The sequence below is a fragment of the Vibrio nigripulchritudo genome, assembly GCF_027924785.1.
GTDB lineage: Bacteria > Pseudomonadota > Gammaproteobacteria > Enterobacterales > Vibrionaceae > Vibrio > Vibrio nigripulchritudo.
In genome coordinates this window covers 330,411-352,848 of record NZ_AP027049.1, presented here as the reverse complement: position 1 = coordinate 352,848, position 22,438 = coordinate 330,411, and the positions used below count along the sequence as shown (strand labels likewise).

The window sequence follows — 22,438 nt, the reverse complement described above, 5'->3', positions numbered from 1 at the left end:
ATTACTCAGCAGCTGCTTCTTCAGCAACTTCTGGGCGATCAACAAGCTCAATGTAAGCCATTGGAGCTTTGTCGCCAGCACGGAAGCCAGCTTTTAGGATACGAGTGTAACCGCCCTGACGAGCAGCAAAACGTGGACCTAGTTCGTTAAATAGTTTTGCCACAACTTCGTTGTCACGAGTGCGAGCAAATGCAAGACGACGGTTAGCAACGCTGTCAGTCTTAGCTAGTGTAATCAAAGGCTCAACGACGCGACGCAGCTCTTTTGCTTTTGGCAAAGTAGTCTTGATAACTTCATGACGTACTAGAGAGCTAGCCATGTTGCTGAACATCGCTTTGCGATGACTGCTGTTGCGGTTGAGTTGACGACCACTCTTACGATGGCGCATGACCTAATCCTTCTAACTAGTATCGATTAATCTTCAGCGATTGACGCTGGTGGCCAGTTTTCTAGGCGCATACCTAGAGACAGACCGCGTGACGCAAGTACGTCTTTGATCTCTGTAAGAGACTTTTTACCAAGGTTAGGCGTTTTAAGTAGCTCAACCTCAGTACGCTGTACAAGATCACCGATGTAGTGAATCGCTTCTGCTTTCAAACAGTTAGCAGAGCGAACTGTTAGTTCAAGATCGTCTACAGGACGCAATAGGATCGGATCGAATTCCGGCTTCTCTTCTTTCTCTTCAGGAACACGGATGTCACGAAGATCAACGAAGGCATCCAATTGCTCAGCAAGGATAGTAGCTGAACGACGGATTGCTTCTTCAGGGTCAAGAGTACCGTTCGTTTCCATATCGATAACGAGTTTGTCAAGGTCAGTACGCTGCTCAACACGTGCCGCTTCTACAGTGTAGGCAATTTTGTCTACTGGGCTGTAAGTCGCGTCAACAAGCAAACGACCGATAGGACGCTCATCTTCTTCAGTATGGATACGAGACGATGCTGGAACATAACCACGACCACGTTCTACTTTAATACGCATAGCGATTTCAGCATTGTCATCAGTTAGATGACAAATAACGTGCTCTGGGTTAGCGATCTCTACATCACCATCATGGGTGATGTCACCTGCAACAACAGGGCCTGAGCCTGATTTGTTCAGTGTAATAAACACTTCATCTTTGCCTTCTGCCACTTTAACAGCAAGACCTTTCAGGTTAAGAAGGATCTCTAAGATATCTTCTTGTACACCTTCTTTGGTGCTGTACTCGTGAAGAACGCCTTCAATCTCAACCTCAGTTACTGCACAACCAGGCATTGAAGATAGAAGAATGCGACGAAGCGCATTACCTAGAGTATGACCAAAGCCACGCTCTAATGGCTCAAGAGTTACTTTTGCGTGTGTCGTGCTGATTTGTTCGATGTCAACAAGACGTGGCTTAAGAAATTCTGTTACAGAACCCTGCATTGTGTCCTCTCTTTAATTTAAACCTTACTTAGAGTAAAGCTCGACGATCAGGTGTTCGTTGATGTCAGCTGATAGATCTGAACGCTCAGGCAAACGCTTGAACGTACCTTCCATCTTACCGCCATCTACTTCAATCCAAGTTGGTTTTTCGCGTTGTTCAGCAACTTCTAGAGCTGCTTTGATGCGAGATTGCTGTTTAGCTTTCTCACGGATAGATACAACGTCGTTTGCCGCAACTTTGAATGAAGGAACGTTTACAACTTTACCGTTTACTAGGATAGCTTTGTGGCTAACTAGCTGACGTGCTTCTGCGCGAGTTGCGCCAAAGCCCATGCGGTAAACTACGTTATCAAGACGACCTTCAAGAAGCTGAAGTAGGTTTTCACCTGTGTTGCCCTTAAGACGAGCAGCTTCTTTGTAGTAGTTACGGAATTGTTTTTCTAGAACGCCGTACATACGACGAACTTTTTGCTTCTCACGAAGCTGAACGCCATACTCAGATAGACGACCGCGACGAGCGCCGTGTACACCTGGTGCGTTATCGATTTTACACTTGGTATCAATCGCACGAACACCAGACTTAAGGAATAAGTCAGTGCCTTCGCGACGGCTAAGCTTCAGCTTAGGACCCAAATATCTTGCCATGATTCTTCTCCAACTTTCCTAGAAACGTTATACGCGACGTTTCTTAGGTGGACGACAACCGTTATGAGGGATCGGAGTTGCATCAACGATGTTAGTGATGCGGTATCCTGCTGCGTTTAGTGCACGGATAGTTGACTCACGACCTGGACCTGGGCCCTTAACCATAACTTCCAAGTTCTTTAGGCCATATTCTTTAGCCATTTCGCCAGCGCGCTCTGCTGCAACCTGAGCTGCGAACGGAGTTGACTTACGAGAACCACGGAAACCAGAACCGCCTGCAGTAGCCCAAGCTAGTGCGTTACCTTGACGGTCAGTGATGGTCACGATTGTGTTATTAAAAGAAGCATGGATGTGCGCTACGCCATCAGCTACTTGCTTGCGTACGCGCTTACGAGCGCGAGTTGGTTGTTTTGCCATTGTACTCTACCTTCCCGATTATTTCTTGATCGGCTTACGCGGACCCTTACGGGTGCGAGCATTGGTTTTAGTACGCTGTCCACGTAGTGGTAGACTGCGACGATGACGAAGACCACGGTAACAACCAAGGTCCATAAGACGCTTGATGTTCATGGATACTTCACGACGTAGATCACCTTCTACAGTGTACTTAGCTACACCATCACGCAGTTGATCGATCTGCTCTTCAGATAGTTCACTGATCTTAACATGTTCAGCAATACCCACTTCAGCTAGGATAGCTTGAGAGCGAGTTTTACCGATGCCGTAGATCGCCGTTAGAGCGATTACAGCATGTTTCTGATCAGGAATGTTAATGCCTGCTATACGGGCCATTATTCACTCCTAGTGTTTCATAAAAGAATTATCCGCAGCAAAGCCCGTTATGGATACGCTGCGGCATACTACTTCTTTTGCACGCAAAAGGTAGGCCGAGGAATATACTCGACACTACCTTACTTTTCAAGTAAAAATTTCTGCTTAGATTAGCCTTGGCGCTGCTTGTGCTTTGGCTCACTGTTGCAAATCACGCGAACAACACCGTTGCGCTTGATTACTTTACAGTTACGGCAGATTTTTTTAACGGAAGCACGAACTTTCATTGCTAAACTCCGTAATGAAATCTGAGCCTACCGTCGAATTAACGACCGTAGCCTTTCAGATTCGCTTTTTTCAACACAGAATCATACTGTTGTGACATCAGATGAGTCTGTACCTGTGCCATAAAGTCCATGATAACTACCACTACGATAAGTAGTGATGTACCGCCAAAGTAGAAACGTACGTTCCAAGCGATCATCATGAACTCGGGAATCAGACAGATAAAGGTAATGTACAACGCACCTGCTAGGGTTAAACGAGTCATTACTTTATCAATGTACTTAGCTGTCTGCTCACCTGGGCGGATACCGGGTACGAACGCTCCAGACTTCTTCAGATTATCTGCTGTTTCACGCGGATTGAAAACCAATGCCGTGTAGAAGAAACAGAAGAAAATAATCGCTGCCGCATAAAGCATTACATACAGAGGTTGTCCAGGGCTAAGGGCCAAAGACACATCAGTTAACCAACTGAATGCGCTGTCCTCACCACCTGTGTTACCAAACCACTGTGCTAATGTTCCTGGGAACAAAATAATACTAGACGCAAATATCGCTGGGATCACACCTGCCATGTTAATTTTAAGTGGCAAGTGAGTACTTTGCGCAGCAAATACCTTACGACCTTGTTGACGCTTAGCATAGTTAACGACGATTCGACGCTGACCACGCTCCATGAAAACAACGAAGTAGATAACTGCAAACGCCAGTACAGCAATAAGCAGCAGAAGAAGTACGTTCAGTTCACCTTGACGCGCTTGCTCAATTGTTTGACCGATTGCCGATGGCAATCCAGCAACGATACCTGCAAAGATAATCAATGAGATACCGTTACCAATTCCTCGCTCAGTAATCTGTTCACCTAACCACATTAGGAACATGGTACCGGTTACTAGACTGATGGTTGCAATAACAGTAAACATGGTTTGATCGATAACGACCAATTGACCTGTGACCATGCTTGGCAAAGCTGTTGCAATACCAATTGCTTGGAATGTAGCAAGTACAAGCGTGCCGTAACGCGTATATTGGCTTATCTTACGACGGCCGGCTTCACCCTCTTTCTTGAGTTCAGCTAACGCAGGATGAACTACAGTTAGCAATTGGACAACAATCGAAGCCGAAATATACGGCATGATGCCCAACGCTAATATAGAAGCACGCTCAAGTGCACCACCGGAGAACATGTTGAACATTTCAACGATGGTACCCTTTTGCTGTTCGAACAAATCGGCAAGTACAGCTGCGTCAATACCAGGGATCGGCACAAAAGAGCCCGCTCTGAATACTAAAAGTGCACCTAATACGAATAGTAAGCGCGACTTTAATTCAGCTAAGCCGCTTTGAGCACTACGAAAATCTTGTCCTGGTTTTTTAGCCATCTGTACCTCGTCCCTCGAGAATTATTCCTCGATTTTACCGCCTGCAGCTTCGATTGCAGCTTTAGCACCTTTAGTTACGCGTAGACCTTTAACAGTCACAGCTTTGCTGATTTCACCAGAAAGAACAACTTTTACAAATTCGATGTTCTTAGTGATTACGTTAGCAGCTTTCAAGCTGTTTAGATCAACCACGTCACCTTCTACCTTCGCTAGTTCACCTAGACGAACTTCAGAAGTCACTAGGCTCTTACGAGAAGTGAAACCGAATTTTGGTAGACGTTGTTTCAGAGGCATCTGACCGCCTTCGAAACCTGGACGAACGCTGCCGCCAGAACGTGATTTTTGACCTTTGTGGCCGCGACCACCTGTTTTACCAAGGCCTGAACCGATACCGCGACCTAGACGCTTCTTAGAAGGTTTAGAGCCAGCAGCCGGTGATAGAGTATTCAAACGCATTCTGATTACTCCTCAACTTTAACCATGTAGTAAACTTTGTTGATCATACCGCGTACGCACGGAGTATCTTCAAGTTCTACAGTGTGGTTGATACGACGAAGACCTAGACCACGCAAAGTCGCTTTGTGCTTTGGTAGGCGGCCAATTGAGCTTTTAGTTTGAGTTACTTTAATAGTTGCCATGGTGTTCTTACTCCGAAATAGCTTCAACAGTTAGACCACGCTTAGCAGCAACCATCTCAGGAGACTTCATGCCACTCAGACCATCGATCGTCGCGCGAACGATGTTGATAGGGTTCGTAGAACCGTATGCTTTTGCAAGTACGTTGTGAACACCTACAACTTCAAGTACTGCACGCATCGCACCACCTGCGATGATACCAGTACCTTCTGCAGCTGGCTGCATGTAAACTTTAGAGCCAGTGTGACGACCTTTCACCGCGTGGTGAAGAGTACCGTCGTTAAGCGCTACAGTAACCATGTTACGGCGCGCTTTTTCCATTGCTTTTTGGATCGCTGCTGGTACTTCACGAGCTTTGCCGTAACCGAAACCAACACGACCGTTACCGTCACCAACAACTGTTAGTGCAGTAAAACTAAAGATTCGACCACCTTTAACCGTTTTAGAAACACGGTTAACAGCAATTAGCTTTTCGTGCAAATCTGTAGCTTGTTGTTGTTCTTTAGCCATCTTCCAACCCTACCTTAGAATTTCAGACCAGCTTCGCGAGCAGAATCTGCTAGCGCCGCTACTCGACCGTGGTATTGGAAACCAGAACGATCGAAAGCAACATCAGAGATGCCTTTTTCGATAGCGCGCTCAGCAATAGCTTTACCTACAGCTTTAGCAGCGTCTACGTTACCAGTATTCTTAACTTGCTCACGGATCGCTTTTTCTACAGTAGAAGCAGCAGCGATAACCTCAGAGCCGTTTGCAGCGATAACCTGAGCGTACACGTGACGTGGAGTACGGTGTACTACTAGGCGAGTCGCGCGAAGTTCTGCAATCTTACGACGTGCACGTGTAGCACGACGGATGCGAGATGCTTTCTTATCCATAGTGTTACCTTACTTCTTCTTAGCTTCTTTGGTACGCACATTTTCATCTGCGTAACGAACACCTTTACCTTTGTAAGGCTCAGGCTCACGGTAAGAACGAATGTCAGCCGCAACCTGACCAACTAGTTGCTTGTCAGCACCAGTTAGTACGATTTCAGTTTGGCTTGGACATTCAGCTTTAATACCCGCTGGCACTGCGTGCTCAACTGGGTGAGAGAAGCCTAGAGTTAGGCTAACTGCGTTGCCTTTAATAGCAGCACGGTAACCAACACCCTTAAGAGTTAGCTTCTTAGTAAAGCCTTCAGTAACACCAACAACCATGTTGTTAGCAAGTGCGCGAGCTGTACCAGCTTGTGCCCATGCGTTAGCAACACCTTCACGTGGACCGAAAGTAAGCTTACCTTCTTCTTGCGCAACTACTACGCCATCGTTGAATGAACGAGACAGTTCGCCTTTAGGACCTTTAACGCTAAGTTCTTGGCCGTTTAGTTTCACCTCTACGCCAGCTGGAATAGCGACAGGTGCTTTAGCAACACGAGACATATCCTACTCCTATTATTAAGCTACGTAGCAGATGATTTCACCACCAAGACCTGCTTTACGAGCAGCACGGTCAGACATTAGACCCTTGGAAGTGGAAACTACAGCAACACCCAAACCGCCCATCACAGAAGGTAGCTCGTCTTTCTTTTTGTAGACGCGCAGACCTGGACGTGAAACACGTTGGATTTGCTCGATTACTGGTTTAGCTTGGAAGTACTTAAGAGTTACTTCTAGCTCTGGTTTCGCTTCGCCGCTTACAGCGAAGTCTGCGATGTAACCTTCAGCTTTTAGTAGTGCAGCAATTGCAACTTTCAGCTTTGAAGAAGGCATTTTAACAGCAACTTTGTTTGCTGCCTGACCGTTACGAACGCGGGTCAGCATATCCGAAATCGGATCTTGCATGCTCATAGATTTTACTCCAAATGATTAAGTGGCAATTACCAGCTAGCCTTACGAAGACCCGGAATCTCGCCTTTCATGCAAGCTTCACGAACCTTAATACGGCTTAGACCGAACTTACGTAGGTAACCGTGTGGACGACCAGTTTGGTTGCAACGGTTGCGCTGACGTGATGCACTTGAATCACGTGGAAGAGATTGCAATTTTAGAACTGCATTCCAACGATCTTCTTCAGATGCGTTTACATCGCTAATGATAGCTTTAAGCGCTGAACGCTTCTCAGCGAACTTAGCTACTAGCTTTGCACGCTTAGCTTCACGTGCTTTCATTGATTGTTTAGCCATAACAGTAACCCTTCACCTTACTTACGGAATGGGAAGTTAAAGGCAGCCAGCAGAGCACGGCCTTCCTCATCGGAACTCGCAGACGTCGTGATAGTGATATCAAGACCGCGTACACGATCGACTTTATCGTAGTCGATTTCCGGGAAGATGATTTGCTCGCGAACGCCCATGCTGTAGTTACCACGACCGTCAAAAGACTTCGCGCTAACACCACGGAAATCACGTACACGTGGAAGTGCAATCGAGATTAGACGCTCGAAGAAATCCCACATACGTTCGCCACGTAAGGTTACTTTACAACCAATTGGGTAGCCTTCACGAATCTTGAAGCCTGCTACTGATTTACGCGCTTTAGTGATAAGTGGCTTTTGACCAGAGATCGTTGCCATATCAGCTGCTGCGTTTTCTAGCAGTTTCTTGTCGTTGATTGCTTCACCAACGCCCATGTTTAGGGTGATTTTTTCAATCCTAGGGACTTGCATGACGCTTGAGTAGCCGAACTCTTTGGTAAGCTCAGCGACTACAGACGACTTGTAGTAATCATGCAGTTTCGCCATAGTAGAACTCCAAATTACATTCTATTAGTTAGAAACAGTTTCGCCGTTTGATTTGAAGAAACGCACTTTTTTGCCTTCTTCAAAACGGAAACCGATGCGGTCTGCTTTACCAGTAGCCGCGTTAAAGATTGCAACGTTAGAAGCATCAATTGCTGCTTCTTGTTCAACGATGCCACCTTGTTGACCTAGAGCCGGTTGAGGCTTTTGGTGTTTCTTAACAAGGTTGATACCTTCAACGATAACTTTACCGGTTGCTAGAACCTTAGTTACTTTACCGCGCTTGCCTTTATCTTTACCGGCAAGAACGATTACTTCGTCGTTACGACGGATTTTAGCTGCCATTGTGTGCCGCTCCTTACAGAACTTCTGGAGCCAGTGAAACAATCTTCATGAATTTCGCGTTACGAAGTTCACGAGTCACTGGACCAAAGATACGTGTGCCGACTGGTTGCTCAGTAGTGTCGTTCAACAATACACAAGCATTACGGTCGAAGCGAATGACAGAACCGTCTGGACGACGAACGCCTTTACGAGTGCGCACTACCACCGCTTTCAGAACATCACCTTTCTTAACTTTACCGCGTGGAATTGCTTCCTTAACAGTAACTTTGATGATATCTCCGATATGTGCATAACGGCGGTGAGAGCCACCCAGAACCTTAATACACATTACTCTGCGAGCGCCGGAGTTATCCGCAGCGTCGAGTGTACTTTGCATTTGGATCATTTTAGTGCTCCGCTAAATATTAAAACTAGACCCTTCACGGGTCGGGCTGCCTCTTTATAAGGGCTGCGAATTGTACCACCCTTTTTTGTACTTGGGTAGCCAAAAAATAAGCGGCCCCAAAAATAATTTGGAGCCGCTTTTTCTATCGTATCAAAACGAAATTAGTACTTCGCTTTTTCTACAACTTTTACCAAAGTCCAAGACTTCTTCTTAGACAGTGGACGACACTCTTGAATCTCAACGGTATCGCCTAGGCCACACTCGTTGTTTTCGTCGTGTGCGTGCAGTTTAGTCGTACGCTTTACGAACTTGCCGTAAATTGGGTGTTTCACCATGCGTTCGATTGCAACAACGATAGACTTGTCCATCTTGTCGCTAACTACACGACCTTGTTGAGTACGAATTTTGTCGCTCATTATGCGCCTGCCTTCTCAGTCAAAACAGTTTTCACACGTGCGATATCACGGCGCACAGCTTTCAGAGTATGAGTCTGCTGTAGTTGACCAGTTGCAGCTTGCATGCGCAAGTTGAACTGCTCACGCAGCAAATTCAATAGCTCAGCGTTAAGCTCTTCAACGCTTTTTTCGCGTAGATCTAGTGCTTTCATCACATCACCTGCTTAGTTACAAAGGTAGTTTTTACAGGCAGTTTACGTGCCGCAAGGCGGAACGCTTCACGTGCCAACTCTTCAGGTACGCCATTCATTTCGTACATAACCTTACCAGGTTGGATTTGGGCTACCCAGTACTCAACGTTACCTTTACCCTTACCTTGACGAACTTCAAGCGGTTTTTCAGTGATAGGCTTGTCTGGGAAAATACGAATCCAGATTTGACCTTGACGTTTAATGTGACGTGTCATAGCACGACGAGCCGCTTCAATCTGACGAGCAGTGATACGACCACGGCCAACAGCTTTAAGACCGAATTCGCCGAAGCTTACTTCAGTACCTTTAGCTAGACCACGGTTGCGACCAGTCTGAACCTTACGGAACTTAGTACGTTTAGGTTGTAGCATCAGTCGACTCCTTACTTACGGCCTTTACGCTGCTTCTTAGGCTTGTCGCCTTTTGGCTCTACAGCGTTAGCTGCTGGCATGCCGCCTAGGATCTCACCTTTGAAGATCCAAACTTTAATGCCGATTACACCGTATTGGGTGTGAGCCGAAGAAGTTGCGTAATCAATGTCAGCACGAAGAGTATGTAGAGGTACACGACCTTCACGATACCACTCAGTACGTGCGATTTCAGCGCCGCCTAGACGACCGCTTACTTCCACTTTGATACCTTTAGCGCCTAGACGCATTGCGTTTTGTACCGCACGCTTCATAGCACGACGGAACATAACACGACGCTCTAGCTGAGACGCGATGCTGTCACCAACAAGTTGTGCGTCCAACTCAGGTTTGCGTACTTCAGCGATGTTAATTTGCGCTGGTACACCTGCGATTTTAGCTACAGCTGTGCGTAGCTTCTCTACGTCTTCGCCTTTCTTACCGATTACAACGCCTGGACGAGCAGTGTGAATAGTCACACGGATGCTCTTAGCAGGACGCTCGATAACGATACGTGAAAGAGACGCTTTCGAAAGTTCCTTCGTTAGGAACTGACGTACCTTGAAGTCGCCGTCTAGGTTGTCAGCGAAATCTTTGGTGTTAGCAAACCAAGTAGCATTCCAAGGCTTAACGATGCCAAGACGAATACCATTAGGATGTACTTTTTGACCCATTGCTTACTCTCCTAGTCTCTTAGCGATCTGCTACAACAACAGTGATGTGGCTTGAACGCTTCAAGATACGATCCGCACGACCTTTCGCACGAGGCATAATACGCTTCATGGTTGGGCCTTCATCTACGAAGATTTTAGCGACATTCAGATCGTCGATGTCTGCACCTTCGTTATGCTCTGCATTCGCGATTGCTGATTCCAGAACTTTCTTGATTAGTTCAGCAGCTTTTTTGTTGCTGAAAGTTAGAAGTTCTAGAGCCTGATCCACAGATTTACCGCGGATTTGATCTGCAACTAAGCGAGCTTTCTGAGGAGAAATACGAGCAAAGTTATGTTTAGCAATAGCTTCCATTATTTACTCCTTATTTCTTCTTAGCTTTCTTATCCGCAGCGTGACCGCGGTAAGTACGAGTAGGTGCGAATTCGCCCAGTTTGTGACCGATCATTTCATCAGTTACAAATACTGGAACGTGTTGACGACCATTATGGACAGCGATGGTCAAACCAATCATTGATGGAATGATCATTGAGCGACGGGACCAAGTCTTAATAGGCTTCTTGTCTCCGCTTTCCACCGCTTTCTCTACCTTCTTCAGCAAGTGTAGGTCAATAAATGGACCTTTCTTGAGAGAACGTGGCATGGCGATTCCTCTTATATAGATTACTTGTTACGACGACGTACGATGTACTTGTCAGTGCGTTTGTTCTTACGAGTCTTGAAGCCCTTAGTAGGCATACCCCAAGGAGATACTGGGTGACGACCGCCAGATGTACGACCTTCACCACCACCGTGTGGGTGATCAACCGGGTTCATTACTACACCACGTACGGTTGGACGTACGCCGCGCCAGCGTGAAGCACCAGCTTTACCAAGTTCACGTAGCATGTGCTCAGAGTTACCAACTTCACCGATTGTTGCACGGCCTTCAGAAAGAACTTTGCGCATTTCGCCAGAACGTAGACGGATAGTTACGTACGCACCGTCACGAGCAACGATTTGAGCGTAAGCACCAGCCGAACGAGCTAGCTGAGCACCTTTACCAGGCTTAAGTTCAACACAGTGAACTGTAGAACCTACTGGGATGTTGCGCATCGGCAGAGTGTTACCTGCTTTGATTGGCGCATCTACACCAGATTGAATCTGGTCACCAGCTTGGATGCCTTTTGGTGCGATGATGTAGCGGCGCTCACCGTCTGCGTACAGAACTAGAGCGATGTTAGCGCTACGGTTTGGATCGTATTCAAGACGCTCAACTTTCGCTGGGATACCATCTTTAGTACGTTTGAAGTCAATTACACGGTAGTGATGCTTGTGACCACCGCCGATGTGACGTACTGTGATACGACCGTTGTTGTTACGACCACCGTTCTTAGAGTTTTTCTCTAGAAGAGGTGCGTATGGCTTGCCCTTGTGTAGGTCAGCGTTAACAACTTTAACAACATGACGACGACCAGGGGAAGTCGGCTTACATTTAACAATAGCCATTTTTCAACTACTCCTGTTATTCCGCGCCGCCAACAAAGTCAAGATCTTGACCTTCTTTCAAAGTAACGTACGCTTTCTTAACGTCGCTGCGGCGACCTTGGCGTAGACCTTGACGTTTGGTCTTACCCTTAGTGATAAGAGTATTTACAGACTTAACTTCAACTTCAAAAAGCTTTTCTACAGCAGCTTTGATCTCTTTCTTAGTTGCATCTTTTGCTACTTTGAAAACGATAGTGTTCGCTTTCTCAGCAGCCATAGTTGCTTTTTCAGAGATGTGCGGCGCACGTAGAACTTTTAGGATACGCTCTTCAGTGATCATGCTAGCATCTCCTCAACTTGCTTAACTGCTTCAGCAGTCATTACAACTTTGTCGAACGCGATTAGTGAAACTGGGTCGATACCAGCAACGTCACGTGCGTCAACTTTGTATAGGTTACGAGCAGCTAGGAATAGATTCTCATCTACTTCGCTAGTCACGATTAGCGCGTCAGTTAGCTCAAGCTCTTTAAGCTTAGCTACAAGCTCTTTAGTTTTTGGCGCTTCAACTGAGAAGCTATCAACAACGATTAGACGCTCTTGACGAACTAGCTCAGAAAGAATGCTCTTCATAGCACCACGGTACATTTTCTTGTTTACTTTTTGGCTGTGATCTTGTGGTTTCGCAGCAAAAGTAACACCACCTGTACGCCAGATTGGGCTACGGATTGTACCAGCACGTGCACGGCCAGTACCTTTTTGACGCCATGGCTTAGCGCCACCGCCAGATACTTCAGAACGAGTCTTTTGAGCACGAGTACCTTGACGAGCACCTGCTGCGTACGCAACAACTACTTGGTGTACAAGAGCTTCGTTGAAGTCACGTCCGAAAGTAGTCTCGGAAACAGTTAGTGCATCAGCACCTTTAACCATCAATTCCATTACTTACTCCTAGACGTTATGCTTTAACAGCTGGTTTTACGATCACGTTGCCGCCAGTTGCGCCTGGTACTGCACCTTTAATAAGAAGCAGATTGCGCTCAGCGTCTACGCGTACGATCTCTAGGTTTTGAGTCGTTACACGCTCAGCACCCATGTGACCTGCCATTTTCTTGCCTTTAAACACGCGACCTGGAGTCTGACATTGACCGATAGAACCAGGAGCACGGTGAGACAATGAGTTACCGTGAGACATATCTTGAGTACGGAAATTCCAACGCTTAACAGCGCCTTGGAAACCTTTACCTTTAGATGTGCCAGTAACGTCTACTTTTTTAACTTCGTTGAAAAGTTCTACGTTTAGCTCAGCACCAACTTCAAACTCTTCGCCGTTTTCTAAACGGAATTCCCAAAGACCGCGACCAGCTTCAACACCTGCTTTCGCAAAGTGACCAGCTTCGGCTTTAACAACACGGTTAGCTTTCTTAGCACCAGTAGTTACCTGGATTGCTGCATAGCCGTCAGTCTCAAGAGTTTTCACTTGAGAAATACGGTTCGCTTCAACCTCAACAACAGTTACTGGGATAGAAACGCCTTCTTCGGTAAATACGCGGGTCATACCCACTTTACGTCCGACTAGACCAATCATTCTTCTAATCTCCCTTAACCTAGGCTGATTTGTACGTCAACGCCAGCAGCTAGATCTAGGCGCATCAGAGCGTCAACAGTTTTGTCAGTTGGCTCTACGATGTCGATTAGACGCTTGTGAGTACGAATTTCGTACTGGTCACGTGCATCTTTGTTGACGTGTGGAGAGATAAGAACAGTGAAACGCTCTTTACGAGTAGGAAGTGGGATAGGACCACGAACCTGTGCGCCGGTACGCTTTGCTGTTTCAACGATTTCCGCTGTAGAAGCGTCGATCAGTTTGTAATCGAAAGCTTTAAGGCGGATACGAATACGTTGGTTCTGCATGAGACAGAGCTCCAATAATAATAAATTACACAAACAATATCGCCACTCATACTCGAATAGACGAGAGAATGCCGATTGATTTATGTGAAACCGTAGTATCCAAATCGGATACATTGTCAGTTAATTTTCGATTAACTTTACCTCGAAAGGTAGCTAATTGTATTAACCGCGAACATAAGCTGAGTTTACATTACTAAGCGGAACGCTTACTCCTCGCTGCTCATTGGTTCACAACTGGCTAAGCCAGTGCGCGGTATTATACAGATCACAAAGTTGTATGCAAGAGTCGTTGGAAAATTAGTCTAAAAAGAAGACAAATAGTAAAAAAGCGAACCCTTGTTGGGGGTTCGCTTTTTATGTAATCGTATTAATTTGAACTAGTCTTCGTCGACAAACTGAGCTTGTTGGTAGTTTTCGATCCCGACCTTATCTATTAAGCCAAGCTGCGTTTCAAGCCAATCAACATGTTCTTCTTCGTCTTCTAAGATATCTTGAAAAAGGTCTCTTGAAACAAAATCGCGAACATTTTCCGCATAGGCAATTGCTTCTTTCAGATCGGGGATTGCGTCCATTTCAAGCTTAAGGTCGCACTCCAACATTTCCTTGGTGTCTTCACCTATCATCAACTTGCCGAGATCTTGCAAATTTGGCAAACCTTCAAGAAACAAAATGCGCTCAATCAGATGATCGGCATGTTTCATTTCGTCAATAGATTCTTCGTACTCTTTCTCAGCAAGGTGCTTTAAGCCCCAATCTTTGTACATGCGTGCATGTAAGAAGTACTGATTAATAGCAACAAGTTCGTTTCCTAAAATGGTGTTAAGGTGTTGAATGATTTTTGGATCACCTTTCATGACAAAGCCCTCCTTGATCGGCTCTTTTAACTTTAGAACCAATTAAGAAGGTGTCAAAATCATTTTAGGGCATTCTCAAAAATGAGTTAGCCGACTTTCTTATATAACGTTGCTACTGTGTCGTTAAGAATTTCCTTCGCACTTTTTACGCATTTACCACATTGAGATCCGAGTGGCGTACACTGCCTAATTCCCTTGATATCTGTGATGCCCTCTTCAAGAGCAAGCTGTCGAATTTTTTTGTCGGATACACCGTGGCAAATACAAACAAACATTTTTTACATCCAATTTACTTCAATTAGAAATATAAACGAGAATGGTTAGCATTGCCAATCCTATTGGCATTTTGATTAGAATGATTGGTTATATAAAGGAGAGGGGATGAGAAAGGAATTGATACATAAACAAAAAGAGGAGCCTAAGCTCCTCTTTTCAAGATGCGGTTATCGCAAAATCATTCGATATTAGTCGAAGATTTTCGCAACAACACCAGCACCTACTGTACGACCACCTTCACGGATTGCGAAACGTAGACCTTCGTCCATCGCGATTGGAGCGATTAGTTCAACAGTCATTTGTACGTTGTCGCCAGGCATTACCATTTCAACGCCTTCTGGAAGCTGGATGTCACCAGTTACGTCAGTTGTACGGAAGTAGAACTGTGGACGGTAACCTTTGAAGAATGGAGTGTGACGACCACCTTCATCTTTAGACAGTACGTATACTTCTGATTCAAACTTAGTGTGTGGAGTGATTGAACCAGGTGCAGCCAGTACTTGACCACGCTCTACTTCGTCACGCTTAGTACCACGTAGAAGTGCACCAACGTTTTCACCCGCACGACCTTCGTCTAGAAGCTTACGGAACATCTCTACACCAGTACATGTGGTCGTTGTTGTATCTTTGATACCTACGATCTCTACGTCGTCACCTACTGTTAGGATACCACGCTCGATACGACCTGTTACTACTGTACCACGACCTTGAATTGAGAATACGTCTTCAATTGGTAGTAGGAACGGCTGATCTACAGCACGCTCTGGCTCTGGAATGTAAGAATCTAGTGCTTCTGCAAGCTCAACAATCTTGTCTTCCCACTGCTTCTCGCCGTTTAGAGCGCCAAGAGCTGAACCTTGGATTACTGGTAGGTCATCACCTGGGAATTCGTACTCAGAAAGAAGTTCACGAACTTCCATTTCTACTAGCTCTAGAAGCTCTTCATCGTCAACCATGTCACACTTGTTCATGAATACGATGATGTATGGGATACCAACCTGACGGCCTAGTAGGATGTGCTCACGAGTTTGAGGCATTGGGCCATCAGTCGCAGCTACAACTAGGATACCACCGTCCATTTGCGCAGCACCTGTGATCATGTTTTTAACATAGTCAGCGTGTCCTGGGCAGTCTACGTGTGCGTAGTGACGTGATGGAGTGTCGTACTCAACGTGAGACGTTGCGATTGTGATACCACGCTCACGCTCTTCTGGAGCGTTATCGATAGATGCGAAGTCTTTCGCTTCACCGCCGTACACTTTAGCTAGAGTAGTACAGATTGCAGCAGTTAGAGTTGTTTTACCGTGGTCAACGTGGCCGATAGTACCAACGTTTACGTGCGGTTTCGTACGTTCAAATTTTTCTTTAGACACGATCGTGTTCCTTCCTAGTTATGATTCACCCTGAAGTTATGCTCCAAGGTGCGCCAGAATTTGCTATTTTATGCGCCAACTCTCGCCAGCGCAATAGATTCGTTATTAATCAAATAACGATTATCCACGCTCTGCAATGATTGCTTCCGCAACATTTTTCGGCACTTCAGCGTACTCACTAAACTCCATAGAGTAAGAAGCACGACCTTGTGTCGCAGAACGTAAGTCAGTTGCGTAACCGAACATAGCTGACAACGGAACTTGTGCACGAATTATCTTCAGGCCAGCTGTCCCCTCGTCCATGCCTTCGATGATGCCGCGACGACGGTTAAGATCGCCTACTACATCACCCATCCAGTCTTCTGGAGTCGTTACTTCAACTTTCATCATTGGCTCTAAAAGAACAGGTTGTGCTTCAAGCGCACCTTTCTTAAAGGCCATGGAGCCAGCGATTTTAAACGCCATCTCACTTGAGTCGACATCGTGGAATGAACCGTCGAATAGTGTTGCTTTCACATCCAGTACAGGATAGCCAGCCAACACACCGTTGTTCATTTGCTCTTCAATACCTTTCGATACTGAGCTGATGTATTCCTTAGGAATCACACCACCAACGATCTCATCAACAAAAACAAAACCGTCGCCAACTTCAGCAGGTTCTAGTTTCAGCCATACGTGACCGTATTGACCGCGACCACCTGACTGGCGAACGAATTTGCCTTCCACTTCCGTGGCACCACGGATAGTTTCACGGTAAGCAACCTGAGGTTTACCGACATTACAGTCAACGCTGAACTCACGTTTCATACGATCAACAATGATATCTAGGTGAAGCTCACCCATGCCTGAGATCAGTGTTTGACCTGTCTCGTCGTCGGTTTCTACACGGAAAGACGGGTCTTCAGCAGCTAGTTTACCTAGCGCAATACCCATTTTTTCCTGATCTGCCTTAGAACGAGGCTCAACCGCAATTTGGATTACCGGCTCAGGGAATTCCATGCGCTCCAGAACCACTTTATGGTCTTGGTTACACAGAGTGTCACCTGTTGTTACGTCTTTCAGACCTACTGCTGCAGCAATATCACCCGCGCGAATCTCTTTGATTTCTTCACGCTTGTTCGAGTGCATCTGAACAATACGTCCAAAACGCTCACGTTTTTGCTTAACAGAGTTATAGACGCTGTCGCCAGAGTTCACAACGCCAGAATAGACACGCATGAATGTCAGCGTACCTACGAATGGGTCTGTTGCGATCTTAAATGCCAGAGCAGAGAACGGTTCGTTGTCGTCTGCATGACGTTCAACTTCGTTGTCTCTGTCGTCAATACCTTTAATTGCAGGTACATCAACAGGTGAAGGTAGGAATTCAATAACAGCATCCAGTACCGCTTGTACACCTTTGTTTTTGAACGCACTGCCACATGTAGCCAGTACGATTTCGTTGTTTAGTGTACGAGTACGAAGTGCTTCCTTGATTTCAGCTTCTGTTAGTTCGCCTTCTTCAAGGTATTTTTCCATCAGCTCTTCACTTGCTTCAGCTGCAACTTCAACAAGGTTAGAATGCCATTCTTCGGCAAGTTCTTGCATGTCAGCTGGAATGTCTTCGTATGTAAACGTCATGCCTTGGTCGGCTTCATTCCAGTTGATAGCTTTCATCTTGATAAGGTCGATGACACCTTTGAACTCATCTTCCGCACCAATGTTTAATTGGATTGGAACTGGGTTCGCACCAAGACGATCTTTAATTTGGTCCACAACGCGTAGGAAGTCTGCACCCGCACGGTCCATCTTGTTTACAAATACCATTCTTGGAACTTGGTACTTGTCAGCTTGACGCCATACAGTTTCAGACTGAGGTTCAACACCAGATGAGCCACAGAATACGACCACTGCACCGTCAAGTACACGAAGAGAACGCTCTACTTCGATAGTAAAGTCTACGTGTCCAGGGGTATCAATGATGTTTACGCGATGATCTTGGAACTGTGCTTCCATACCACGCCAGAAAGTAGTAGTCGCAGCTGAGGTGATTGTGATACCACGCTCCTGCTCCTGCTCCATCCAGTCCATGGTTGCAGCACCATCGTGAACTTCGCCGATTTTGTGAGAAAGGCCAGTGTAGAACAGAATACGCTCAGTTGTGGTTGTCTTACCTGCATCTACGTGAGCACAGATACCGATGTTACGGTAGCGCTCAATAGGAGTTTTACGAGCCACGATTGTATCCTCTTACTAAGGTTCACCTTAGGAAATAGAAAAGTGCTGCGAGAGAACCTCGCAGCACAGAAGGTATTACCAGCGGTAATGAGCAAACGCTTTGTTCGCGTCAGCCATGCGGTGAACGTCTTCACGTTTCTTAACCGCAGTACCTTTGTTTTCAGCAGCGTCTAGCATTTCAGCAGCTAGGCGAGCAGCCATAGATTTTTCACCACGCTTACGCGCAGCTTCAACCAACCAACGCATAGCAAGTGCGTTACGGCGAACCGGACGTACTTCTACAGGTACTTGGTAAGTTGAACCACCCACACGGCGAGACTTAACTTCTACCGCAGGGCGAACATTTTCAAGAGCTTCTTCAAATACAGCTAAGTGGTCTTTACCAGACTTTTCAGCCATTGTGTCTAGTGCAGTGTAAACAATTTTCTCTGCAGTAGATTTCTTACCGTCAACCATTAGGATGTTAACGAATTTTGCCAGCAATTCAGATTTGAACTTAGGATCTGGAAGGATCTTACGCTGACCGATGACGCGACGACGTGGCATGGAAATTCTCCGTTGTCTTATTCTTCAGGTTATCCAAAACTTTTCAGTTTCTTCAAAAATAAAAATGAAAATTTAGTGTTTGGCCTTACTTAACGCCTTTCTGTAAACAGAAAAGGGACATTAAGACTTAGGACGCTTCACACCGTACTTAGAACGACCTTGTTTACGGTCATTAACGCCAGCACAGTCAAGTGCACCGCGAACAGTGTGGTAACGTACACCCGGAAGGTCTTTTACACGACCGCCACGGATTAGTACAACACTGTGCTCTTGAAGGTTGTGACCTTCACCGCCGATGTACGATGTTACTTCGAAGCCGTTTGTCAGACGTACACGACAAACTTTACGAAGTGCTGAGTTAGGTTTTTTAGGTGTAGTAGTGTAAACACGAGTACATACACCACGTTTTTGTGGGCACGCTTCTAGTGCTGGCACGTTGCTTTTAACAACTTGCTTTGCACGTGGCTTACGTACCAACTGGTTAATAGTTGCCATTAACTAGCTCCTGAATTACTTGAAAGTAAGCTTTGTGAAAAATCTATTCCCCAAAATGCACCTAGTACAATTGGGGACGCAAAATTCTATGCAGCAGGGGGGTGAGTGTCAAGAAATATACAGATCTTTTTTCCCAGCTTCGCTGGTCTGATGAAATACACGTGAAGAAAAGAAGAAAATGCTGTGACGTGATAGAAGCATTACATGAAAAATGGGAGCGTCATTACTCCCATGTCATCGATTGGTGATATTGCTCTGTTAATGCCACCCAACCAAGAAAATCGACTACCTGAATGTTGCTATTTACGAAGCTAGCAACGCCTCTCGCATTGAGATCCGCTTCAAGTACATAACATTGAGAAATCGATGTTGAAAGATGAGTAAAACCACTGTGCTCAGTGTTACTTACATACACAGCATCTTCCACCAACAGGATTGCATCGTTATCGGATACATAAGACATTGCGCCAGCAATTGCGGATTGAGTTTTGATGATATGAAGCATGTGTTTACCTAAAACGTCAGCACTTTATTGGAAGATTGAAGATGCTGGACCAAATCTGCTTTCGACTGACGCTGAGCATCTATTACCAACTCAGCCTGTGCCAACCCTCGCTCCTTTAGAGAAGACTCACACACATAGACGCTTTCAATGTCGTAAAGGTCAAACAGCTTAAACATTGGCAGGTAGTTTTTACTTTGAATAGAAGACGTGTCCTGAGCTGAAACCAACTGAGTCACGCCATCCCCAATAAATAAAACGGTAATGTCTTCACAATATGCTGAAGCAGCGAGCAATGCATCGACTCCTTCCCTACCCGCGCTGGTCGAATGGGGCGCGCTTCGAAAAACAAAAGTTAGTTGACTCAAAACTGCACCACTCTGTCTTGCTGTAACATGGCTTCTGCCAAGCTGCCCAATCCCGCCTGTTCAAACCCGCTGGCTAAATTATGCTGCCCTAGCTCATGCTTGTTCGCTTCATCTTCACTCACAATGCCACGGCGCAACGCTGCTGCAACACAAGTCTCTAGCCGAACCTGATGCTCTTTCGCAAGAGATTGCCACGCTTTGGTTAAATCAAATTCATCGTTAGCAGGCACAGAAAGCTGTGTACCGTTAGACACACCATCCTGATAAAAGAACACACTCACCAGAGTGTGCCCTTTTTCTAACAGCGCTTGTGCAAATTGGTAGGCGTTTCTTGCTGACTGGCTTCCGTACACTCCGCCATTTACGACCAGGGTGTAACTGAGTGATTGGCTCACTTCTCGCCATCCTCTGTTTTACGCTGACGGATATACAGGTAAACCGTGTGTTTGGAGATGTTCAGTCGATCCGCCACTCGGTTGATCGCATCTTTAATGTCAAAGATGCCTTTGTCATAAAGATCCATCACGATTTGGCGATTCTTAGTGTTATTTGAGACTGACTTGTCTGCATTGATTTCTTCGATGGTTCGTTCAACCGTCTGATCCACCAGCTCTTCAACGTCACTGGCAAAGTTTACCGATGATGCCGCTTCTTTAGCTTCCTCGTTTGGCATGAACGCCTGAAGTACCTGAGAGAAAGGTACATCCAGGTTGATATTGATACAAAGAAGCCCTATCACGCGGTTTTCACCATTGCGAATCGCAATAGTGATGGACTTCATCAGTACGCCACCTTTGGCGCGAGTAAAGTAAGATCGTGAAAAATTACGCTCAGACCCTTCGATGTCTTTTAACATCTTGAGTGCCATATCGGTGATCGGTGAGCCGACCTGACGACCAGTGTTTTCACCGTTAGCAATTTTAATAGCAGACGTGTTTAAGTCTTCGAGAGAGTGAAGGACGATTTCACAATGGGCGCCAATAAGGCTTGCCAGCCCGTCGACTACCGCTTCATAAGATCGAAGGATGATTTTGTCGTGCTCTGTAAACGGCTTCACATCTATCGACTCCATCTCTAGCAGCGAGTCTGCATAAATTGCTTCTGATGTATTCACGGTCACCTTACCTAGTGCTTTCTTATCTCAACTATTTGGTAGAAGTTTATCAGAATATTTGAAACGGGCACGGATAACCATACTATCTAGTGACTTAGAGCAAACATTGCACTGAATTACTTCTGCACAAACTAAAAAAGAGCCCCGAAGAGCTCTTTTTAAAATGAAAGCGAGTGCTTACTGAGTCGCTGTTTCTGCTTCTTCACCACCGTCGATTTCAAGCAGCTCAACTTCAAACACAAGTGTTGAGTTTGCTGGAATCGTTGGTGTGTCTTGCTCGCCGTATGCCAGCTCTGGCGGGATAACGAACTTGTACTTAGAACCTACCTGCATTAGCTGAACACCTTCAGTCCAACCAGGAATAACTCGGTTTAGAGGGAACGTTGCTGGCTGATCGCGATCGTAAGAGCTGTCGAACTTAGTACCATCAATCAATGTACCTGAGTAGTGAACAACAACGGTATCTGTCTCTTTTGGAGAGCTACCTTCAGCAGAGTTTAGCACTTGATATAGAAGACCAGATTCTGTCTTGCTCACGCCTTCTTGCTTAGCAAATTCAGCGCGGAAGTCGTCACCTTCTTTCTTAGATGCTGCCGCTTTCTCAGCCGCCTGTGCTTGCATCTTCTCTGCAACACGCTTGTCTAGGGACTCAAGCGCCAGACGAATTTCATCTTCGTTCAGTGCAGCGCTCTCACCAAATACATCTTCGATACCTTTGAGCACCAATTCTTTTTTCAGCTCGATACCGATTTCTTTAGGCTTCTCAATGCTGGTGTTTAGGTAGTTAGCAAAAGATACACCAATCGCGTACGCCGCTTTTTCATCTTCGTTCTGGAAAGTCACAGCTGGAGCAGCTTGTTCCGTTTGTGCTGTTTCTTCTACTTTCGGCTCTTCTTTTACTTCTTCTTGACAGCCTACAGCTAGAGCTACAGTTGCAGCTAGCAGTGACGCCTTAAACAAAGGTTTCATTTATTTCTCCAAATTCATAATTTGCGTGACGGAGAGTCTCTCCGACGA

At 45.8% G+C, this 22,438-nt stretch carries 39 protein-coding genes; all 39 read right to left on the bottom strand.

The genetic code is table 11. The features are described from left to right. Position 1: 1 nt before the first annotated feature. Positions 2-388 (bottom strand): 50S ribosomal protein L17, encoded by a 387-nt coding sequence (gene rplQ / locus QMG91_RS01805; RefSeq protein WP_004398447.1) that lies wholly within the window; start codon positions 386-388, stop codon positions 2-4. A gap of 26 nt (positions 389-414) precedes the next feature. After that, on the bottom strand, positions 415-1,407 hold the full coding sequence (locus QMG91_RS01800) for a DNA-directed RNA polymerase subunit alpha (RefSeq protein ID WP_004398448.1): 993 nt from the start codon (positions 1,405-1,407) through the stop codon (positions 415-417). A 24-nt stretch (positions 1,408-1,431) separates the two neighbouring features. Then, on the bottom strand, positions 1,432-2,052 hold the full coding sequence (gene rpsD / locus QMG91_RS01795) for a 30S ribosomal protein S4 (protein ID WP_004398449.1): 621 nt from the start codon (positions 2,050-2,052) through the stop codon (positions 1,432-1,434). Between the two features lie 27 nt (positions 2,053-2,079). Beyond that, positions 2,080-2,469, bottom strand: coding sequence for a 30S ribosomal protein S11 (gene rpsK, locus QMG91_RS01790; RefSeq protein ID WP_004398450.1), 390 nt, complete (start codon positions 2,467-2,469; stop codon positions 2,080-2,082). An 18-nt stretch (positions 2,470-2,487) separates the two neighbouring features. Then, entirely contained in the window at positions 2,488-2,844 is a 357-nt protein-coding gene (rpsM, locus tag QMG91_RS01785) for a 30S ribosomal protein S13 (RefSeq protein WP_004398451.1), read from the bottom strand. Positions 2,845-2,993: 149 nt separating this feature from the next. After that, complete coding sequence (gene rpmJ, locus QMG91_RS01780; RefSeq protein WP_004398452.1) at positions 2,994-3,110, bottom strand: 50S ribosomal protein L36; 117 nt, start codon at positions 3,108-3,110, stop codon at positions 2,994-2,996. 38 nt (positions 3,111-3,148) lie between these two features. Then, the gene (secY, locus tag QMG91_RS01775) at positions 3,149-4,489 is read right to left on the bottom strand and encodes a preprotein translocase subunit SecY (RefSeq protein WP_004398453.1); all 1,341 of its coding nucleotides are present in this window, start codon (positions 4,487-4,489) and stop codon (positions 3,149-3,151) included. Positions 4,490-4,510: 21 nt separating this feature from the next. After that, entirely contained in the window at positions 4,511-4,945 is a 435-nt protein-coding gene (gene rplO, locus QMG91_RS01770; RefSeq protein ID WP_004398454.1) for a 50S ribosomal protein L15, read from the bottom strand. A 5-nt stretch (positions 4,946-4,950) separates the two neighbouring features. Beyond that, positions 4,951-5,127 carry a 50S ribosomal protein L30 gene (gene rpmD / locus QMG91_RS01765; RefSeq protein WP_004398455.1) on the bottom strand — a complete coding sequence of 59 codons (177 nt, stop codon included), beginning with the start codon at positions 5,125-5,127 and terminating at the stop codon, positions 4,951-4,953. A 7-nt stretch (positions 5,128-5,134) separates the two neighbouring features. Then, on the bottom strand, positions 5,135-5,635 hold the full coding sequence (rpsE, locus tag QMG91_RS01760; protein WP_004398456.1) for a 30S ribosomal protein S5: 501 nt from the start codon (positions 5,633-5,635) through the stop codon (positions 5,135-5,137). Positions 5,636-5,649: 14 nt separating this feature from the next. Further along, positions 5,650-6,003: a 50S ribosomal protein L18 gene (rplR, locus tag QMG91_RS01755; protein WP_004398457.1), complete on the bottom strand. Its 354-nt coding sequence runs from the start codon at positions 6,001-6,003 to the stop codon at positions 5,650-5,652. 9 nt (positions 6,004-6,012) lie between these two features. Beyond that, positions 6,013-6,546 carry a 50S ribosomal protein L6 gene (rplF, locus tag QMG91_RS01750; protein ID WP_004398458.1) on the bottom strand — a complete coding sequence of 178 codons (534 nt, stop codon included), beginning with the start codon at positions 6,544-6,546 and terminating at the stop codon, positions 6,013-6,015. Positions 6,547-6,561: 15 nt separating this feature from the next. Beyond that, positions 6,562-6,954: a 30S ribosomal protein S8 gene (gene rpsH, locus QMG91_RS01745; RefSeq protein ID WP_004398459.1), complete on the bottom strand. Its 393-nt coding sequence runs from the start codon at positions 6,952-6,954 to the stop codon at positions 6,562-6,564. Positions 6,955-6,983: 29 nt separating this feature from the next. Beyond that, positions 6,984-7,289 carry a 30S ribosomal protein S14 gene (gene rpsN / locus QMG91_RS01740; RefSeq protein ID WP_004398460.1) on the bottom strand — a complete coding sequence of 102 codons (306 nt, stop codon included), beginning with the start codon at positions 7,287-7,289 and terminating at the stop codon, positions 6,984-6,986. A 17-nt stretch (positions 7,290-7,306) separates the two neighbouring features. After that, complete coding sequence (gene rplE, locus QMG91_RS01735; RefSeq protein WP_004398461.1) at positions 7,307-7,846, bottom strand: 50S ribosomal protein L5; 540 nt, start codon at positions 7,844-7,846, stop codon at positions 7,307-7,309. A gap of 24 nt (positions 7,847-7,870) precedes the next feature. Then, entirely contained in the window at positions 7,871-8,188 is a 318-nt protein-coding gene (gene rplX, locus QMG91_RS01730) for a 50S ribosomal protein L24 (RefSeq protein WP_004398462.1), read from the bottom strand. Between the two features lie 13 nt (positions 8,189-8,201). Continuing rightward, on the bottom strand, positions 8,202-8,573 hold the full coding sequence (rplN, locus tag QMG91_RS01725) for a 50S ribosomal protein L14 (protein WP_004398463.1): 372 nt from the start codon (positions 8,571-8,573) through the stop codon (positions 8,202-8,204). 161 nt (positions 8,574-8,734) lie between these two features. Continuing rightward, positions 8,735-8,989 carry a 30S ribosomal protein S17 gene (rpsQ, locus tag QMG91_RS01720; RefSeq protein ID WP_004398464.1) on the bottom strand — a complete coding sequence of 85 codons (255 nt, stop codon included), beginning with the start codon at positions 8,987-8,989 and terminating at the stop codon, positions 8,735-8,737. Continuing rightward, positions 8,989-9,180: a 50S ribosomal protein L29 gene (gene rpmC / locus QMG91_RS01715; RefSeq protein ID WP_004398465.1), complete on the bottom strand. Its 192-nt coding sequence runs from the start codon at positions 9,178-9,180 to the stop codon at positions 8,989-8,991. Before rpmC ends, rpsQ begins: the two co-directional genes overlap by 1 nt. Next, positions 9,180-9,590: a 50S ribosomal protein L16 gene (rplP, locus tag QMG91_RS01710; RefSeq protein WP_004398466.1), complete on the bottom strand. Its 411-nt coding sequence runs from the start codon at positions 9,588-9,590 to the stop codon at positions 9,180-9,182. The genes rpmC and rplP overlap by 1 nt, the downstream gene beginning before the upstream one ends. Before the next feature lie 11 nt (positions 9,591-9,601). Next, complete coding sequence (rpsC, locus tag QMG91_RS01705; RefSeq protein ID WP_004398467.1) at positions 9,602-10,300, bottom strand: 30S ribosomal protein S3; 699 nt, start codon at positions 10,298-10,300, stop codon at positions 9,602-9,604. Between the two features lie 19 nt (positions 10,301-10,319). Further along, entirely contained in the window at positions 10,320-10,652 is a 333-nt protein-coding gene (rplV, locus tag QMG91_RS01700) for a 50S ribosomal protein L22 (protein ID WP_004398468.1), read from the bottom strand. 10 nt (positions 10,653-10,662) lie between these two features. Further along, positions 10,663-10,941, bottom strand: a complete 279-nt coding sequence (rpsS, locus tag QMG91_RS01695) for a 30S ribosomal protein S19 (RefSeq protein ID WP_004398469.1) — start codon at positions 10,939-10,941, stop codon at positions 10,663-10,665. A gap of 20 nt (positions 10,942-10,961) precedes the next feature. Next, on the bottom strand, positions 10,962-11,786 hold the full coding sequence (rplB, locus tag QMG91_RS01690; protein ID WP_004398470.1) for a 50S ribosomal protein L2: 825 nt from the start codon (positions 11,784-11,786) through the stop codon (positions 10,962-10,964). A 16-nt stretch (positions 11,787-11,802) separates the two neighbouring features. Beyond that, positions 11,803-12,105, bottom strand: coding sequence for a 50S ribosomal protein L23 (rplW, locus tag QMG91_RS01685; RefSeq protein ID WP_004398471.1), 303 nt, complete (start codon positions 12,103-12,105; stop codon positions 11,803-11,805). Continuing rightward, on the bottom strand, positions 12,102-12,704 hold the full coding sequence (gene rplD / locus QMG91_RS01680) for a 50S ribosomal protein L4 (protein WP_004398472.1): 603 nt from the start codon (positions 12,702-12,704) through the stop codon (positions 12,102-12,104). Before rplD ends, rplW begins: the two co-directional genes overlap by 4 nt. A gap of 16 nt (positions 12,705-12,720) precedes the next feature. Then, positions 12,721-13,350, bottom strand: coding sequence for a 50S ribosomal protein L3 (gene rplC / locus QMG91_RS01675; protein ID WP_004398473.1), 630 nt, complete (start codon positions 13,348-13,350; stop codon positions 12,721-12,723). Positions 13,351-13,364: 14 nt separating this feature from the next. Beyond that, positions 13,365-13,676: a 30S ribosomal protein S10 gene (gene rpsJ, locus QMG91_RS01670; RefSeq protein ID WP_001181007.1), complete on the bottom strand. Its 312-nt coding sequence runs from the start codon at positions 13,674-13,676 to the stop codon at positions 13,365-13,367. Positions 13,677-14,053: 377 nt separating this feature from the next. Beyond that, on the bottom strand, positions 14,054-14,530 hold the full coding sequence (gene bfr / locus QMG91_RS01665) for a bacterioferritin (protein WP_004398474.1): 477 nt from the start codon (positions 14,528-14,530) through the stop codon (positions 14,054-14,056). 86 nt (positions 14,531-14,616) lie between these two features. Next, positions 14,617-14,805, bottom strand: coding sequence for a (2Fe-2S)-binding protein (locus tag QMG91_RS01660; RefSeq protein WP_004398475.1), 189 nt, complete (start codon positions 14,803-14,805; stop codon positions 14,617-14,619). A gap of 189 nt (positions 14,806-14,994) precedes the next feature. Further along, positions 14,995-16,179, bottom strand: a complete 1,185-nt coding sequence (tuf, locus tag QMG91_RS01655; protein WP_281870126.1) for an elongation factor Tu — start codon at positions 16,177-16,179, stop codon at positions 14,995-14,997. A gap of 120 nt (positions 16,180-16,299) precedes the next feature. Beyond that, a complete protein-coding gene (gene fusA, locus QMG91_RS01650) occupies positions 16,300-18,396 on the bottom strand; it encodes an elongation factor G (protein ID WP_004399894.1) in 2,097 nt (698 codons plus the stop codon). Between the two features lie 75 nt (positions 18,397-18,471). After that, a complete protein-coding gene (gene rpsG, locus QMG91_RS01645) occupies positions 18,472-18,942 on the bottom strand; it encodes a 30S ribosomal protein S7 (protein ID WP_004399893.1) in 471 nt (156 codons plus the stop codon). A 120-nt stretch (positions 18,943-19,062) separates the two neighbouring features. Continuing rightward, positions 19,063-19,437, bottom strand: coding sequence for a 30S ribosomal protein S12 (rpsL, locus tag QMG91_RS01640; RefSeq protein ID WP_004399892.1), 375 nt, complete (start codon positions 19,435-19,437; stop codon positions 19,063-19,065). Between the two features lie 223 nt (positions 19,438-19,660). After that, entirely contained in the window at positions 19,661-19,942 is a 282-nt protein-coding gene (tusB, locus tag QMG91_RS01635; RefSeq protein WP_022612613.1) for a sulfurtransferase complex subunit TusB, read from the bottom strand. An 8-nt stretch (positions 19,943-19,950) separates the two neighbouring features. Then, positions 19,951-20,307, bottom strand: a complete 357-nt coding sequence (gene tusC, locus QMG91_RS01630) for a sulfurtransferase complex subunit TusC (protein ID WP_022612614.1) — start codon at positions 20,305-20,307, stop codon at positions 19,951-19,953. After that, a complete protein-coding gene (gene tusD, locus QMG91_RS01625; RefSeq protein ID WP_281828439.1) occupies positions 20,304-20,702 on the bottom strand; it encodes a sulfurtransferase complex subunit TusD in 399 nt (132 codons plus the stop codon). The genes tusC and tusD overlap by 4 nt, the downstream gene beginning before the upstream one ends. Continuing rightward, a complete protein-coding gene (locus QMG91_RS01620; protein WP_004399888.1) occupies positions 20,699-21,421 on the bottom strand; it encodes a helix-turn-helix transcriptional regulator in 723 nt (240 codons plus the stop codon). The genes tusD and QMG91_RS01620 overlap by 4 nt, the downstream gene beginning before the upstream one ends. A 177-nt stretch (positions 21,422-21,598) precedes the next feature. After that, complete coding sequence (fkpA, locus tag QMG91_RS01615; RefSeq protein ID WP_022551715.1) at positions 21,599-22,390, bottom strand: FKBP-type peptidyl-prolyl cis-trans isomerase; 792 nt, start codon at positions 22,388-22,390, stop codon at positions 21,599-21,601. Between the last annotated feature and the right edge of the window lie 48 nt (positions 22,391-22,438).